The sequence below is a fragment of the Hominisplanchenecus murintestinalis genome (assembly GCF_943193015.1).
Taxonomy (GTDB): Bacteria; Bacillota; Clostridia; order Lachnospirales; family Lachnospiraceae; genus Hominisplanchenecus_A; species Hominisplanchenecus_A murintestinalis.
This window is the reverse complement of sequence record NZ_CALPCM010000011.1, coordinates 31063-46216: the sequence shown is the minus strand read 5'-3', so window position 1 is coordinate 46216 and position 15154 is coordinate 31063. Positions and strand designations below refer to the sequence as shown.

Here is a 15154-nt window from a genome sequence, read left to right as displayed (position 1 = left end):
ACAAATAAATCTGATGGCGATATTTTGATATGGCGGTCAGGTTTCATATCACCCACGAAGTTGGAAAGCTCCGATGTGTTTCCGGACAATAATCAGTCGAAGGTTTGCCAGGTGTACCGAAGGATCTAGCGATGAAGGTCAAGCGAATCACGGACACTTCAAAAGTAAGTGAGCACAAGCTGCTAACATGGCGGAGCGATAATAACCCACGGAGGGATAAAATTGCATTTATGCAATTGCATAAATGCAACAGGTATTCCTTATCCTCGAAATGGCATGAGAGGAGATAGTCGTTTGGACGGCGTCGTGAACACGAAAGTGTCAATGGATGGCAAAAGTCATCGCCATGAAATGTTGAACATTTTGTGGTAGTGGGTCCCATGTGTACGGGCGTAAGGGGGACTGGAGACAGTCAGAGGTGCACCTACATAACCGGATTAGGTTATGAATCATGCAGGATGCTGTAATCTGCATCATATGTTTTAAGTACCCGAGCTTATATTCATATCATCTGCTGTGGCAGGTTTCCTGCAGGAAAAGGAGGAATGCCTAAAGATGAATGGTGTAGGTGGCAAAGAAGAGAGGCAGCTTATTAAGGAAATATGGCTTGATGATATTCAAAGTTTCAAAGCACATTATGGCTGTCTGGATTGCTTACATAAGGACCGGTGTCATGAGTGTTTTTCTCTCGGACGATGTATAATCGTTGATAATCCCGAAATCAACGGTATGATACAACCGGGAAGAGGAAGATGTGAAGGGTGTCCTTATGGCAATGGAACAGGAATCTGCTTTGGATTTTGTATCAGAGCCATTCTTAATGAATACAGAATAAAAGGATTCAGGAATGGAGGAAATTAAAATGGATACAAATATTCAGATTATTGGAGTAGATAATGGCAATTCACAGCATAAGACGAGACATACCTGTTTTACAACGGGGATTGCTCTTGTAGACGATAACCCTATCGTATATGACAACATATTAGATTACAATGGCAAATGTTACCGTATTGGTGGTGACAGAATTAATGTTCAGGATGACAAAGTCTGCAATGAGAATTTCTATCTGCTGACATTGGCTTCCATAGCCAGGGAACTTAATGCAAGAGGAACAGAGGCAGTCCGGAGAAACCATATTGTACTTGCAGCTGGACTTCCCATTGGAAGATATGGTGCGGAGAAAAAAGCATTTCGCAATTATCTTTTGAAGAACCGTATGGTACGCTTTCGTTATGAGAAAAAAGAATATGTAATCTTCATAGAAGATGTACTTGTTTATCCGCAGTGCTATGGTGCGATTGTGGGCAGGCTTCCGATGATGACAGGGCAGGAGATTGTGGTAGACATTGGATCATGGACGATAGACATCATGAAAGTGACTGACAGAGTCCCGGATCAGGCGACCATAGCGACAGACCCTAATGGTATCATTACCTGTATGAGGAGGATTCAGGAAGTATGTGTTGCTCAGACAAATGAGAAGATTGATGAGTATATGATCCGTGAATTTATCACAAAGGGAGATGTCAGGCTGGATCAGGAGTTTGTGGATATTATGGCAAAGGAATTTACCAGATATACGAAAGGGATATTCAGAAATCTTGCTGAGAGAGGTATCAATGTCAGAACCACACCGATTACTTTTGTCGGCGGTGGTGCGGTTCTTATGAAGAGGTATGCCGGAATCGACCAGAAGAATGTATCATATGTGGAAGATGTAAAGGCAAATGCAATCGGCTATGAGGCACTGGCGGGGCTGTATCTGAATGCACAGAGGAAAAAGGAAGCGTAGGTGATGTGATATGGCAGATTATATGCATTTTTCGCTCAGGCTGAACAGGGATATACCGGAACATAAGAGGATTATAAAGTTCCTTGATGAGATGGATCCGGGCAAATATAAGTCTAAGACGGCTTTTCTGGCTTCTGCGATTTCGTTTTATATTGCATGCATTGAGGATGGTTCTTTAGAGAAGCTGGAAGACAGAAAGTTCAGGGAACATGCCACGGATTATGTAACAAGAGACGAGTTTAATGCAAGGTTTGAAGGGTTATCCGATTCCATAGAAAAGAAAATTTACAGGGAAATCATTTCAGCTTATATCAAAACTCCGATTTCGGCATCTGCCATGGAGCCGGAAAATCAAAAAGATGCATCAGGGTATGGGGCAGATGATACAACACTTGAGAAAGATCTTGAACAGTATGCAGGAGTTATGGACAGCATAATGAGCTGGAGTTCCGATGATTCCTGAGAGGAGGTGAGGGCGATGAGACAGTTTGCAAGACTGGTAACATATCAGTTTTATCTTATGGCGATGTAACAATTAAATAATCAATCTGAACAATAGACGGTAAAAGGTATGCCATGCGTGGTGTACCTTTTTCTTTTATGGTCGAACAGATTGGGGCACAAAAAAGGAGGTTCAAATGAACAAAATTAAGCGGAAGTTAGCCTTGTTTATGGCGATGGTGTTTTCTGTCAGTACATTCGGGCAGACAGGCATAGCTGCATTTGCAGCAGCAGGGGGCATGGATGGAAAAGAGGAGATTGCCCTTTATGATAAGGATGTGAGGACAGACCTTGATGAGGATGAGGTTGCAAAGGCAGAGGATATCAATGTGCTGATTGATTCTGATTACGATGTAAGGGATGTTAAGGATGGTATCAGTTTTGATGATACCAAAGTCTCGGTTGCCTATGCGGAAGATATGGGAAATTTTGAACTGTCTAAAGCTGGCAGATATGATACTTATTATCTGGTAGAGCCTTTCAGTGGAAAGAAGCCATATCTGATACACAGGATTGTGACGGTAGACGAGCCGGATATTCCAGAGGCACCAAAAGAAGAAAGCACGGAAGAAGAGGAGAATGAAGACGATGAACCTGACCCTGTGGTCGGAGAAGAGCGTAATCCCGAAGAGCTTCCCCTTTCAGCGGGCGAACTTGAAAATATCCAGAGCAGCACGGCTACCTTCAGTATTATCCTTGATGATAATCAGGATGCCGAATTGATTGAAGAAGGAATTGACCCAGAAACGGGAGCGGTGGAGGAAACTCTTAAAGAGGATGCCTCCGGTGGAGACAGTGCATCGGCAGATACAGGCTTTTTTAGTAAAGTAGGCTCTCTTCTTTCAAAGGCTGTGGATGTTGTATTTCCCACTACGGTAGCCCATGCAGCAGAGAATAAAAATAAAATGAAGGTATCTTACTCCGGCTATGCGGGATACTGTGGTCACAGGACAGGTATCAAATATATCTCTGAGGAGGGAGATTATCATAAGCATCTTGTTTACTGCATGGATATGAAGAAAAATACCACGAATGGAACAGTAGATGCAGGCGGAAAGATTAAGGCAAAGATCACGTTCTGTCTGGTCAACGGTGCGAGGTCACTTGGTGGCAAGTGCCATACATCTAAGTATTCATCAGGCACAGCGGCAGCAGATTATTTTATCACGAGTGCAGCAATCCACGTCTTAAACGGTGAAGTAAAGCTTTCGTATTATAATGACGGAAGCGGTGTGTATAAGAACATCGAGCAGATGGTAAAGGATGCCAATAACCTTGATAAGTCGAAATACAACATGGAGACAGGCCTTACCAAGAGCGTCACATATACCATAGAACCTGCAAGGACAGAGTGGAAGGATATGGGTGACGGTCTTTATAGAACCGTGGATAAGTTTGTGCGTACAAAAAGCGGCACAATAACAGATGTGAAGTATCAGGTCAAGGGTGTTCCGTCTGGTCTTACGGTAGGAGAATCAAAGAAAGATTCCGGTGATATTGACGATGACAGTGACCTGAAAAAATACGATCTTTGTGTGGCACAGACGGATGCTGACAAGGCTTCTTCTAATTTTTATCTGTTCTGCAACGAAAAAGCGATGAAGAAAATCAATGACGCTGACAGCGTGATTAAGGTCGTTGCTCAAGCGTATTCTAATGAAAAGGGAGGACGTAAGTGGACTCCTACGGTTGTATCGCAGCAGAAGATCACGTTTTTAGAGGATTTTAACCCGGTATCTGCAAAGGCATCGGTAAAGGTGACTTCTAAGTTTCAGCTTGGTTCTATCTCCATCAAGAAGATAGATAAAAATACAGGAGTTCCGCTTGACGGTGCTTCCTATTATATGTATGAGGATGCAGACTGTAATGAGTTCCTTTGTGAATTAAAAGGAACCGGTGGTGGATATTATGCTTCCGGGGTGGAGACACTGACACAAAATAAGTATTATCTGGTAGAGATGGAAAATCCTGATGGCTATCAGCTTGACGAGACGGTGCATGAGGTAGATATATCCTGCTTTACCATATATGACGCTGACGGAAAGGTAATCCGGAAGGGTAAGGATTTTATCCACGAAGAGGAGTCTGAATATGTCGGAGTTATGATTGGCAAGAAGGATTCCTTTACGGGAAAAGAGATTACTACGGCAGGTTTTGCGGTATTTGGTGATGCAGCATGTACGCAGAGGACGGTAGTGGAAGCAGGAAAAGATGATACGTTAGTGCCGGTATTCCATTATGATGAGGATCTGGGAGCAGCTGTGTCAGCAGGCTTTAAGAAAACGCAGAACACTTATTATGTCAAAGAAGTCGAAATACCTGACGGGTATTCCAGGCTTAACACGGTCTGGGAAGTGCAGCCGGACAATGGAGAGACGTTCTATAAGGATGTGACGAATACTCCGATTCGCTGTGATGTTGTGGCGAAAAAGAAACAAAAGACGGAAGGGCTTATGGGTGATGCAACCTTAGTTGGTGCAACTTATGGTTTGTATGCATCGGAAGATATCAAATATCCGGATGGTTCCGGTACGGTCACATACAATGCCGCTGATCCAATCAGGTCTGATAAGGGCACCGATTTTAAGTTCAGTGATGTGACTGCAACAAAGGATGCTTTGCTTGCAACAGTAAAGACAGATGGCAATACGGAGTTTTCATTCAGCAATCTGTATTATGGCAATTATTATATTAAGGAGATTGAGTCGAGCGTAGGATGTCTTTTAGATACTACGGTGTATGACCTGAAATACAGGGAGGCAGAGGATATACATTCGGATATCTCCTTGAAACAGGAAGTGTATGAGGATGTGATAAAACAGCCATTTGAGATCATCAAAGTGTCAACAGACGGTGACACGGGAGAGACGGACAAAGTGCAGGGAGCGGAATTTACCGTCAAGCTCATTTCGGAAATCAATGAAAAGGGATGGGATGGAGCAGCAACGTATGATACCCTGATAACCGATGAAAAGGGGTATGCGAGGTCAAAGGAACTTCCCTTTGGTGAGTATCTGGTCAAAGAGACGAAAGTTCCAAAGGATCTTTATAAGACAGATGATTTTACGGTCAAAGTCACAGAGGATTCGAGGGAACCGCAGCCATGGAGAACACTTAACGATGCTCCTTTTAAGTCTTATATCCGTATTGTAAAAAAGGATGTGGAGAGTGGCGAGGTTGTGCTGTTATCCGGTGCGACCTTCAAAATCCGCAAGGGGCATACCGTACAGGAAACAGATGGAGAGGATGAAGAACAGGAGGATGATGAATCATCTTATGTCGAACAGAAAGTGGGAGATAAGAAGATATCCGAATTTGTCACGGATGAGACAGGAACGGTTACTACGCCTTTGGAATTAAAATATGGTGATTATGAGATTGTGGAAATCAAGGCTCCTGACGGTTATCTGATTACAGACGAGCCAAAGCCTTTCACGGTTACGAAAGAGGGTGCAGTCCAGGTCCTTGAGGACGAAGATGGCGATCCTGTCATTACGGTTGAAATTGAGAATAAGCCAGTCAAGGGAAGCGTCAGCATCCAAAAATCAGGCGAAGTCTTAGTTTCAGCAGAATATGATACCATCATAGACCGTATTTTTACAATGGTCACAGGAGATAACAGAAGTGTAACCTTTCAGTATGAGGAGCAGCCGTTAGCCGGAGCGAAATATCAGTTGATTGCTGATGAGGATATCTTCACACCGGATTATCAGAAGGATGCTAATGGAGAAAACAGGAAGATCGCAGTCTATAATGATATTCCTGTGGTAAGTGGAGCTGCTGTGGCAGTTCTTACAACAGATGAGAATGGTGAGGCGAGTGTGGATGGGCTTCCTCTTGGAAAGTATCATTTAGTTGAAGTGGAGGCACCGTATGGCTATGTCTTGGATGAAACAACGAAGGAAATCGCTCTCACCTATGAGGATGACCATACGGAAGTCATTTATGAAAATGCAGAGTTTTTTGACGAGAGAGTAAAGACACAGTTGTCGCTTATCAAGAAAAACTCTGTAAATCAGATCCCTGTAGAGGGTGCAATCTATGGTGTATATGCCACGGAGGATATCCTTGGCAGGGATGATACGGTGCTTGTGGAAGCGGATTCGCTGATACAGTCAGCAAAGACCGATGAAAATGGCGTGGCAGACTTTGATGCCGACCTGCCCATCGGAATGTATTATGTCAAGGAAATCGAGACTGCACCGGGCTATCTGATGGATGAGAGTGAGTACGAGGTAGACTTCACTTATCAGGATCCAAAGACAGCTCTTCTTACAAAGGAGATAGCGGTGGAGGAAACACCGATCATTGTTGAAATCTCGAAGAGTGATATTACGACAGGGAAAGAACTTACGGGAGCGAAACTGGAGATTGTCGATGAGAATGGTGAGGTTTTTGCAGCATGGACGACGGATGGAAAGCCATATACCATAAACCCAATCCCGGCAGGAGATTATACTTTGAGGGAGACGACTGCTCCTTATGGATATCGGATTGCAGAGGAAGTACCATTTACGGTAGAGGAGACAGGAGAAATCCAGAAGGTGGCAATGTCGGATGAGCGGGTGCTTGGAAAAATCCGTATCGTCAAGACGGACAGCTCCACCAAAAGGCCTCTTGAGGGTGTGGAGTTTGAGATTCGTGACGAAAAGGGAAAAGTGCTTGCAAAGCTAAAAACTGGCAAAGATGGTAAGGCAGTCACAGAGCCTGTCCCTATAGGCAGCTACAAAGAGGATGGAGCTTTTGATAAGGATCTTCACTATTATGTTGTAGAAACTAAGGCGCTGGATGGATATGTGCCAGATGATACGAAGCATGATATTGTGCTGCAGTATGACGATGATGCACCTGAGTTTGTCGAGTATACGCTGAAGGTCAAAAATAAACCGGATAAGCCAAGACTGCCGCAGACAGGTGGTAATTTCAATCCGTGGTTATTCGCCGGAGCCGGCATGGGAATTCTGATTGGTGCAGGCGTTTATTATTTTAGGAGACGCAGGCGTTTTCCTAAAATCAAAAAATGAATCGGTAACTGATGTGATGAGAAGCTGACAGGTTATGCTTCTCTGTTTTTTTGCCATCATGCCGGGGGTCAGCCTTGGCTGGTGGCTGTTTATTGCAAGGAGGAATTATAAGATGATGGATTACACAATGTTTAAGGAATTGGTAAATGATAAGTTTATGGATTATATGCCGGAGAAGTACAGGAATGGAACGCTTTCCATACGTAAGGTCAATAAAATCAACGGCAGCAAGGACGGGCTCAGCATTCTTCAGAAAGGCGAGCAGGGTGCTCCAACGATTTATGTGGATGATATGTATGAAAGGTTCAAGCAAAGTGATGGTTTAGAGGCTACCATAAAGGAGTTTGCAGACATTTATACCGAGGCGGCAGAGAAGATGCCGCTGCTTCCGGGTAGTCTGCTTACAGATGGTGCTAAGGATAAGATCTACATGGTGATCATCAATACGGAATCGAATAAAGATATCCTGAAAAATGCACCTCACAGGGAGGTCAATGATACCTCGGTCATTTACCGTATTATGGTGAGCGATGATGAGAAGGGCATCGGAAGTGCACTGATCACAAATCAAATTGCAGAAGAAATTGGCATGAGCGAGGAGCAGTTATTCAAACTTGCAGCCGAGAATACACCGAAGCTGTTCCAGCCTGTTGTAAAGCCGATGTCACAGGTGATATTCGGGATGCTTACGGAAGACGGAGGCATGCCAAAGGATGTTGCGGAGCAGGTTCTTGATGGTATGCGTGGAGAGAAAGAGATGATGTGGATTATATCCAACAATAAGGGTGTTTCCGGTGCCGTGAATATGCTCTTTGAAAAGAATCTTCATGAACTTTCCAGGGGCATGAATGATGACCTGTATATTCTGCCTTCCTCTATTCATGAGGTGATTGCAGTGCCTGCGAGTATGGGGAATCCGGAAGAGCTTGCCGAGATGGTACAGCAGGTCAATATGGATGTGGTTGATGTATCAGAAAGGCTTTCTAATCAGGTATATCACTATGACAGGGATGCAAGAAAGCTCTCGATGGCTACAGATACGCCAAATAAGGGCATCATAAACGCTGTAGCGGAGGTTGAACTTGTTTATGACAAAGAGCAGAAGCGATAGGAGGTACCGGGATGGAGGAAGTGGTTGAGATTGATGATATTAATACACTCATTGAAATGATAACGGATATTCCTGACGGCGTGATGCTTGAGATCGAACTCGGAGAGGAGGATGCAGATGATAGGAGAGAGGGCATTTAAGCTCGAAGTTGTCAGCATCCGGCTTGTGAAGGATGCACCTGTGTTTTCCAAAATAAAAATCAATACGCCGGAAACAGCGATAGAGGCCCTCGGCAATGTGATGTCTGACTTTGACAGGGAAGTGGTGGCGGTGGTTAATTTAAAGACTGACGGTACACCAATCAATGTGAACTTTGCCAGTGTGGGCACAATTAACGGTGCACTGGCAGAGCCGAGGGAACTCTTAAAATCAAGCATACTTTCCAATGCAGCGAATGTCATTATCGTTCACAACCATCCATCCGGTAACCTTGAACCGTCAAAGACGGATATATCACTTACGCACAGGCTGGTAGAGGTATTCTCGCTTATGGGAATACCTTTACTGGATCATGTGATTGTCGGTGGTGATAATAAGGTTTTTTACAGTATGCACGAGAAAGGTACAGTTGTGTTTGATCATCATGTGGTATATTCAGATCTTCTCGATACGCTGAAATTCCAAAGAGTAGCGGAAGAAGTGCCAAAGGGAATTGTTGCAGCGGACTGGAGAAAGGAGACACTTGGCTATGGGAATGTTCACGAAGAGCGAGTTAGAGATGGCAAAAAGCGTTGACTTAAAGGCTGTGGCATCTGCTATGGGATATACAATAAAGCGTGTCGGAAAACTTTATACGATAAAGGAAATGGATTCGATACGGATTTATCCGGATAATCATTGGTACAGGTGGTCCGGAAAGTCCAGTACAGGGATTACCGGAGGAAGCCAGATTGATTTCATGATGGAGTTTGGCGGCATGGACATAGGGGAAGCGGTGGATTATCTTCTTGATTTTTCAGGACAGGGCGGGAATATGACGGTTCAGGCTGTGGGTTCTGCTCCGGTCGAAAAGGAGCAGAAGCCGTTTTTACTTCCACCATCTTCGTCGAACAATCTGAGGATAATGAGGTATCTCACGGAAGAGCGAGGATTATCCGGGGAGACAGTCCGGTGGTTTATCGACAGGAAACTGATTTATGAATCAGAGCCATACCACAATGTCATCTTTGTTGGTTATGACAAAGCGGGAAAGGCAAGATTTGCAAGCATGAGAGGAACAAATGACGGCAAAGGAAAGATTTTTAAATGCGATGTCGCAGGCAATGATAAACGCTATGCGTTCCATGTGGAGAATGACAGTGATACCGTTCTGGTGTTTGAGGCGGCAATCGACCTGATGAGTTACTTTGAGATGTATCGCAGGCCGCAGGTTCATATGCTTGCACTTGGGATGACAGCAGACAATCCGTTACAGCAGTATCTGGGAGACAATCCGAAAATCCGAAATATAGGTTTTCGCTTAGATAATGATGAAGCGGGCAGGAATGCTTCTTATAAATTAGCAGAGAAGTATATCAGGCTGGGATACCGGACGGACATATCCTTTCCACCGGATGGGTGTAAGGATTATAACGATTTTATCAGAAACTATGCACATGGAAAGGCACGGGTGGATTCAAAAGGGGCAAGGTGATTTGGGTGCATGCAGCACCCAAACAGGCTAAATCTGTACCCGGCTGTGACCCGGAATGGTGTTTTTTGGGTGCATAGTGCACCCAAACAGGCTGATTCTGCACCCGGCTGTGACCCAAAATGGTGTTTTTTGGGTGCATAGTGTGACCCAAATCATATTTTTATGATAATCGGGGGTTTTAGGGGGCAAAGCCCACTAACCGGATGCATTTTTGAGACGATAGTCGAACAAAATGCGTATCTGGCAGTATCAGATTGAAAATACCTTTGCTGTGGCAGGCAGGGGTTCCAAGCAATTTCATTACGGATAAAAAGGAGGAATTTTTTCTATGAATGAGACGGCAAATTCTATTGATTCAACAGACGGACTGATAACCTTCTTAAGGACGGTGGACAGTCCTGTGAAGATACAAAAGAAAGGTGCACAGATTATTCTTAACAATCTGTCAGGGCACCGGGTGCAGCTTTTTGGAGATAAGGATGGAAAGTTGTATCTGTGTATGGAGGGTAAGGAGGCAGAAGAGACAACATTTGATGATGTTGTGGATCTGGTGTGTGAGTATAACTATGAGGAGATTTATCAAGCGGAAGAAGCTGTAAAGGCAGAGTCCGATTTTGTCCATAAGTGTAAAACCCGGAAGAAGTTAGAAGAGTTAAAAAAGGACAAGTGGATTCTCGATAAAATCTTCTATCAAACGAAGTATGGAAGAAAGGTAGGGGTAGTTGCGGATCGAATATGTACAGGGCTTTGTGAGAAGTTTAATCTTGTTCCGGTTTATAACATCCCTATGTATGAGAACCAGATTGTTTCAGAGGATGCGGCTTACGGGACGGTAGCAAAAGCAGAACCGGCGGAGCATCCTAAGGAAGAGCAGCATAATGAGACGCAGGAAGATGCAGCTAAAGAGGACGCAATATCAGATGACCACATTGTTGTATCAGATAAAGTTGATATAAAGCAGGAATCCTTTGATCATGATAAGGAGGAGGCAAAGGGGGCGAGATAAATGGCTATGAATTTGCGTAAGGCGTACCGGCTGACGGAGGAGCAGAATGAGGAACTTCAGGCGAAAGTATCGGAGCTTGGTATGACGGAATCCGAATTTATCAGGTTGCTTATCACACAGCGTCCCAAGGATTACCCGGAAATCAGGCATATGCTAAACAGCCTTATCAATGAGGTGAACCGGATTGGCGTAAATATTAATGAAATCGTCCATAACAATAATTCCATGCTTTATTCAGACGGCGATAAGACAAGGCTCTTGGCTTATATGCAGAAACTGAATGAAGTTGTGAACAGGGCGGTGAATGATATTGGCGATCACTAAGATTCTTTATATGAAGGAGAGCCAGTACGGTGATCCTGGCAGGCATTTAAAGCATAGCCTGAATTATATCCTTGCTTCGGAAAAGACCGGGGAAACGCTTTATACGGGAAGCGTAAACTGTCAGATACCATTTGCATATGAGCAGATGAAGTCAACCAAGGTACAGTTTGGAAAAACTGAGAAGCGGCAGGGCTATCATATCATCATTTCATTTGAGGAGGGAGAAATTGATGCTCCGACGGCTTATGAGCTTGTAGGTAAATTTGTGAATGAGTATCTGAAGAACGAATACCAGGCGGTCTATGCTGTGCATGATAATACAGCACATATTCATGGACATATCGTATTCAACAGCGTTAATTTTCTGACAGGGAAAAAGTTCCGTTATGAGAAAGGTGACTGGGCAAAATACATGCAGCCGATTACCAACAGGCTATGTGAAGAATATGGACTTTCCACTATCTCCATTGATAGAGAGGAGGCTGAGCCATCGGAGAATTATACGGAGTGGAAAGACAGCAGGGACGGCAGGTTTATGTGGTCTGACATGATAAAGAGAGATTTGGATGCTTGTGTATTAGAGGCATCAGATTTTGATGAGTTTGTTGCCTTGTTAAAAGGCAGGGGCTATGAAGTCAAACAGAATAAATACTTTGCCGTTAGACCTCCGGGACTATCAAGATACAGGAGATGCTACCGGTTCGGAGAAGATTATACGGAGGAGATCTTAAAGAGGCGGATCGTGACGGAGGATATGAAGCATTATCAGGAGAATCATTCCGAAATGAGGATTCTTAAAGTGGTCATTCCGTATCACCTGAAGCGGGCAAAACTGTCCGGTATGCAGAGACGGTATTTTGCAAGGCTTTATCGTATTGGGAAATTAAAGCAGCGTCCCTATAGTCAGGCATATAGGTATCGGGATGAGATACGGAAGATGTATAAGCTTCACAGGCAGTATATGTTTTTGAGTAAGTATGAAATCCATTCCATGGAAGATCTCAATCGGGTGCATGAGGAATTGCAGGATAAAAAAGCGGAGCGTTCCAAAGACCGCAGCAAGCATTATAAGCAATATGCGAGATTCAACATGCTTTTTAGAAAACTGGAGAGGATTGAGCAGCTTCAGGCGGCAGAGGTCACATATCAAAATGGCGACAGCTTTTTTGGTGACGAGCATGAAGAATATAAGCGTATTGAAAATGAGATCAACGATGAGGGTTATACAATTAAAGAACTTACGGAGTTAAGAGAGCACTACAAAATAAGAAATGTGTCATTTCGTGAGGAGGCAAAGGAAACAAACAGAGAAATCCGTATTGCTGAAAGTCTCATAAAAGAGAATGAGCAGGAGCAGGTTTCCGTTGTTAAAAATGATTTGATCGGCAGACAGCCTAAGAGATAGGCTGTTTTTTTGCGAGGAGGTTGATTATGGAAGGTAAAGCAAAGCAGGAAGAACTTATCAGTTTTTTCAAAAATAAGAATTATGATGAGGATGTCATAAAACAGGCAAAGGATGATTTTGAAGCCGGACTTAGTGTGGAACAGGTTTCAATCTATAAAGTCAGAAGACTGAAACAAAAGGAGAGATTACTTATTTCCAAAGGCTTTCGTCTTGGAATTCCTTTTGAAATGATTTCGGGCATGGTTGATCATCGTTATAAGGAGGCCCAGTTTGCTGCTGTAGTCAGCGAGTATGAGTCTGGTACAGAGATTTCTGTGATTAAGGAAGTATTGGATGAATTCCGTACCGGGCATGACATTACCGAGACTTTTAAGCAGGTTAAGGAACGGATGGCAGATACAAAGGAGAAACCGGCAGAGACTGACATTACTGAAGGGAATATGGATGATAATGCGACAGAAGCCTCAGATACTGTGGATAAAACTGCATCTGCCGGCAGTGGAGCAATTAGCGGTAAAGATTTTATAGAATCCATGAAGATGGTGATGGATACCTTTTCCAATACTATGCAGATGCAGTTTGAACGTATGGATAAGCGGGATGAGGAGTTAAGAAATTCATTGCATGACAAGGAAACGGAGAAGTTTCTTAATGACAGGATTACTAATCTTGAGAGCCAGCTTGCGGATTCTAAAAAGGATTTATCAGCTGCTTCGGGTGTGGTAAACGAGAAAGAAAAACAGATTCATTCCCTGCAGGTGGATGTGGATATACGGATTAAGGAATTGTTCCAAAAGGATGAGGAGATAAAAAAATTACGGGAGGAGATAGAGAGGATGAAGACAGAAAATAATTCTAATGGAGAAGTTAATCAATCTGCCGGCAAATCTTCTGTCAGTGAGACAGGAAAATCTGTTGTTTCAGAAAACAAAGCAAATCATACAGCCAACTATACCATGAATGTTACGATGCCAAATGGAAAGCAGATTCCGTTACAGGTGGAGCGTGATGAGAAAAAATCACAGTCCGGTCTTTCGGCACTGATGTCTAAGTTTTTACCAAAGGGACCGGCTAAGACGCTTCTTACAAGGATGATTGAGGGCAGGTACTCCGGAGAACAGCTTTCAGAAGTCATGTATGCCTATCAGAATCATCTCGAAGAAGCAGAAGTACAGGAGCTGTTGGATGCAAACCTTCCTCCGGAAGAGATGCATGGCATTATCAATGTAGTTGCCGCAGCGAAGGGCGGTGAAGAATAATGTCAGAGATTAGTGATGCAGTACAGATTATCCGTGTTGGATTTGAGGGCATGGAGATCGCAATGAAGGTTGGAAGTGCTTCGATCGGTATGATGCAAAGGACAATGAAGTTCATATACGGAATGCTCAATTTTGAGAAAAGCATGGGTAAGACTTCAATGAAACAGCTTTTGATGCGTGGTGGGGACTTGCAGGTTTTAGAGTTTAATAAACAGGATTTGTCAAAGGTTCAGAAGCTCGCTAAAAAGTATGGGATTTTGTATTCCGTTATGCCTGATATGGGAAGGGAAGGCAAGGTTGAAGTTCTTTTCCACAGCGAGGCAACACCGAGGGTCAATATGCTCATCGGTAAGTTAAAATCAGATACGATGTCGATAAAAAGCATGGACAAATTTTTGGAGGAGACCGATGATAAGGCACTTGGCGTATTTGATAAATTCTTAAAAAAAGAAAAGTCGGGAAACCATGATGTCCACGCTGATGCAAATCTTGACAGCCTGATAAAAAAAGTCGGACAGTATGCTAAAGATAAGCAAAGCATCAGTGTGGACGGAATTAAAAAAGATCTGTCCATTGATAAGGATATGGTAAAGGAGGCACTGGCAGAATTATTAAAAATCGGTGTCGTCGATAAGCCGGACGAAGCAGGACAGTATAAGGTAATCATGGATTCGGACTCTATAGATGCAAAGGTCAACCGTTTTCGGGAGCTTACGGACCGTATGCGTACCATAGCAGCGTCAAAGAATACAAATCTTATGGATATCACGATTGCAAAAAAGATGGTGATTGATGAGAATGATCATGCAGTAAAGACGCTGATTCCCGGTACATATAAGACTGGTGCAAGGTATATCTGGATTAATAAGTCAGACATTATGGAGATTTATAATGGTAAGACAATTCTTTCTTATCTGGACCGCAATAAGGATTATAAGATTTATTCCAAAGATAACAGGGTCATAGAGACTATCAAGGGAATAGACCTGTATCGGGAACACTATGATGCGGTAGCTTCGGGAATCCGTGAGCACTTTGAAAAAGAGATGAAGCAGAATGTGATAAGAGGTACACAGGTCAGAAAGAGGTGATGAGG

Annotated in this window: 12 protein-coding genes; all 12 read left to right on the top strand. The window is 43.5% G+C overall.

All coding sequences use genetic code 11. The annotated features are described in order from the left end of the window. Window positions 1-862: 862 nt before the first annotated feature. The 12 genes from NFR99_RS06215 to NFR99_RS06165 all read left to right on the top strand — a co-directional run bounded on the left by NFR99_RS06215 (window position 863) and on the right by NFR99_RS06165 (window position 15149). Entirely contained in the window at window positions 863-1795 is a 933-nt protein-coding gene (locus tag NFR99_RS06215; protein WP_251353237.1) for a ParM/StbA family protein, read from the top strand. 10 nt (window positions 1796-1805) lie between these two features. Further along, window positions 1806-2258, top strand: a complete 453-nt coding sequence (locus NFR99_RS06210) for a hypothetical protein (protein WP_251353236.1) — start codon at window positions 1806-1808, stop codon at window positions 2256-2258. 175 nt (window positions 2259-2433) lie between these two features. Beyond that, a complete protein-coding gene (locus tag NFR99_RS06205) occupies window positions 2434-7320 on the top strand; it encodes a SpaA isopeptide-forming pilin-related protein (RefSeq protein ID WP_251353235.1) in 4887 nt (1628 codons plus the stop codon). A gap of 112 nt (window positions 7321-7432) precedes the next feature. Continuing rightward, window positions 7433-8431, top strand: coding sequence for a DUF5688 family protein (locus tag NFR99_RS06200; RefSeq protein ID WP_251353234.1), 999 nt, complete (start codon window positions 7433-7435; stop codon window positions 8429-8431). A gap of 11 nt (window positions 8432-8442) precedes the next feature. Beyond that, window positions 8443-8571, top strand: a complete 129-nt coding sequence (locus tag NFR99_RS15310) for a hypothetical protein (RefSeq protein ID WP_277613453.1) — start codon at window positions 8443-8445, stop codon at window positions 8569-8571. Then, window positions 8549-9166 carry a JAB domain-containing protein gene (locus tag NFR99_RS06195; protein ID WP_251353233.1) on the top strand — a complete coding sequence of 206 codons (618 nt, stop codon included), beginning with the start codon at window positions 8549-8551 and terminating at the stop codon, window positions 9164-9166. Before NFR99_RS15310 ends, NFR99_RS06195 begins: the two co-directional genes overlap by 23 nt. Then, window positions 9120-10064 (top strand): DUF3991 and TOPRIM domain-containing protein, encoded by a 945-nt coding sequence (locus NFR99_RS06190; RefSeq protein WP_251353232.1) that lies wholly within the window; start codon window positions 9120-9122, stop codon window positions 10062-10064. Before NFR99_RS06195 ends, NFR99_RS06190 begins: the two co-directional genes overlap by 47 nt. A gap of 328 nt (window positions 10065-10392) precedes the next feature. Continuing rightward, window positions 10393-11070 carry a hypothetical protein gene (locus NFR99_RS06185; protein WP_251353231.1) on the top strand — a complete coding sequence of 226 codons (678 nt, stop codon included), beginning with the start codon at window positions 10393-10395 and terminating at the stop codon, window positions 11068-11070. Beyond that, on the top strand, window positions 11071-11394 hold the full coding sequence (locus NFR99_RS06180; RefSeq protein WP_251353230.1) for a MobC family plasmid mobilization relaxosome protein: 324 nt from the start codon (window positions 11071-11073) through the stop codon (window positions 11392-11394). Next, window positions 11375-12799: a relaxase/mobilization nuclease domain-containing protein gene (locus NFR99_RS06175; RefSeq protein ID WP_251353229.1), complete on the top strand. Its 1425-nt coding sequence runs from the start codon at window positions 11375-11377 to the stop codon at window positions 12797-12799. Before NFR99_RS06180 ends, NFR99_RS06175 begins: the two co-directional genes overlap by 20 nt. A 26-nt stretch (window positions 12800-12825) precedes the next feature. Continuing rightward, complete coding sequence (locus NFR99_RS06170; protein WP_251353228.1) at window positions 12826-14058, top strand: hypothetical protein; 1233 nt, start codon at window positions 12826-12828, stop codon at window positions 14056-14058. Further along, entirely contained in the window at window positions 14058-15149 is a 1092-nt protein-coding gene (locus NFR99_RS06165; RefSeq protein WP_251353227.1) for a PcfB family protein, read from the top strand. The genes NFR99_RS06170 and NFR99_RS06165 overlap by 1 nt, the downstream gene beginning before the upstream one ends. The last annotated feature ends 5 nt before the right edge of the window (window positions 15150-15154 follow it).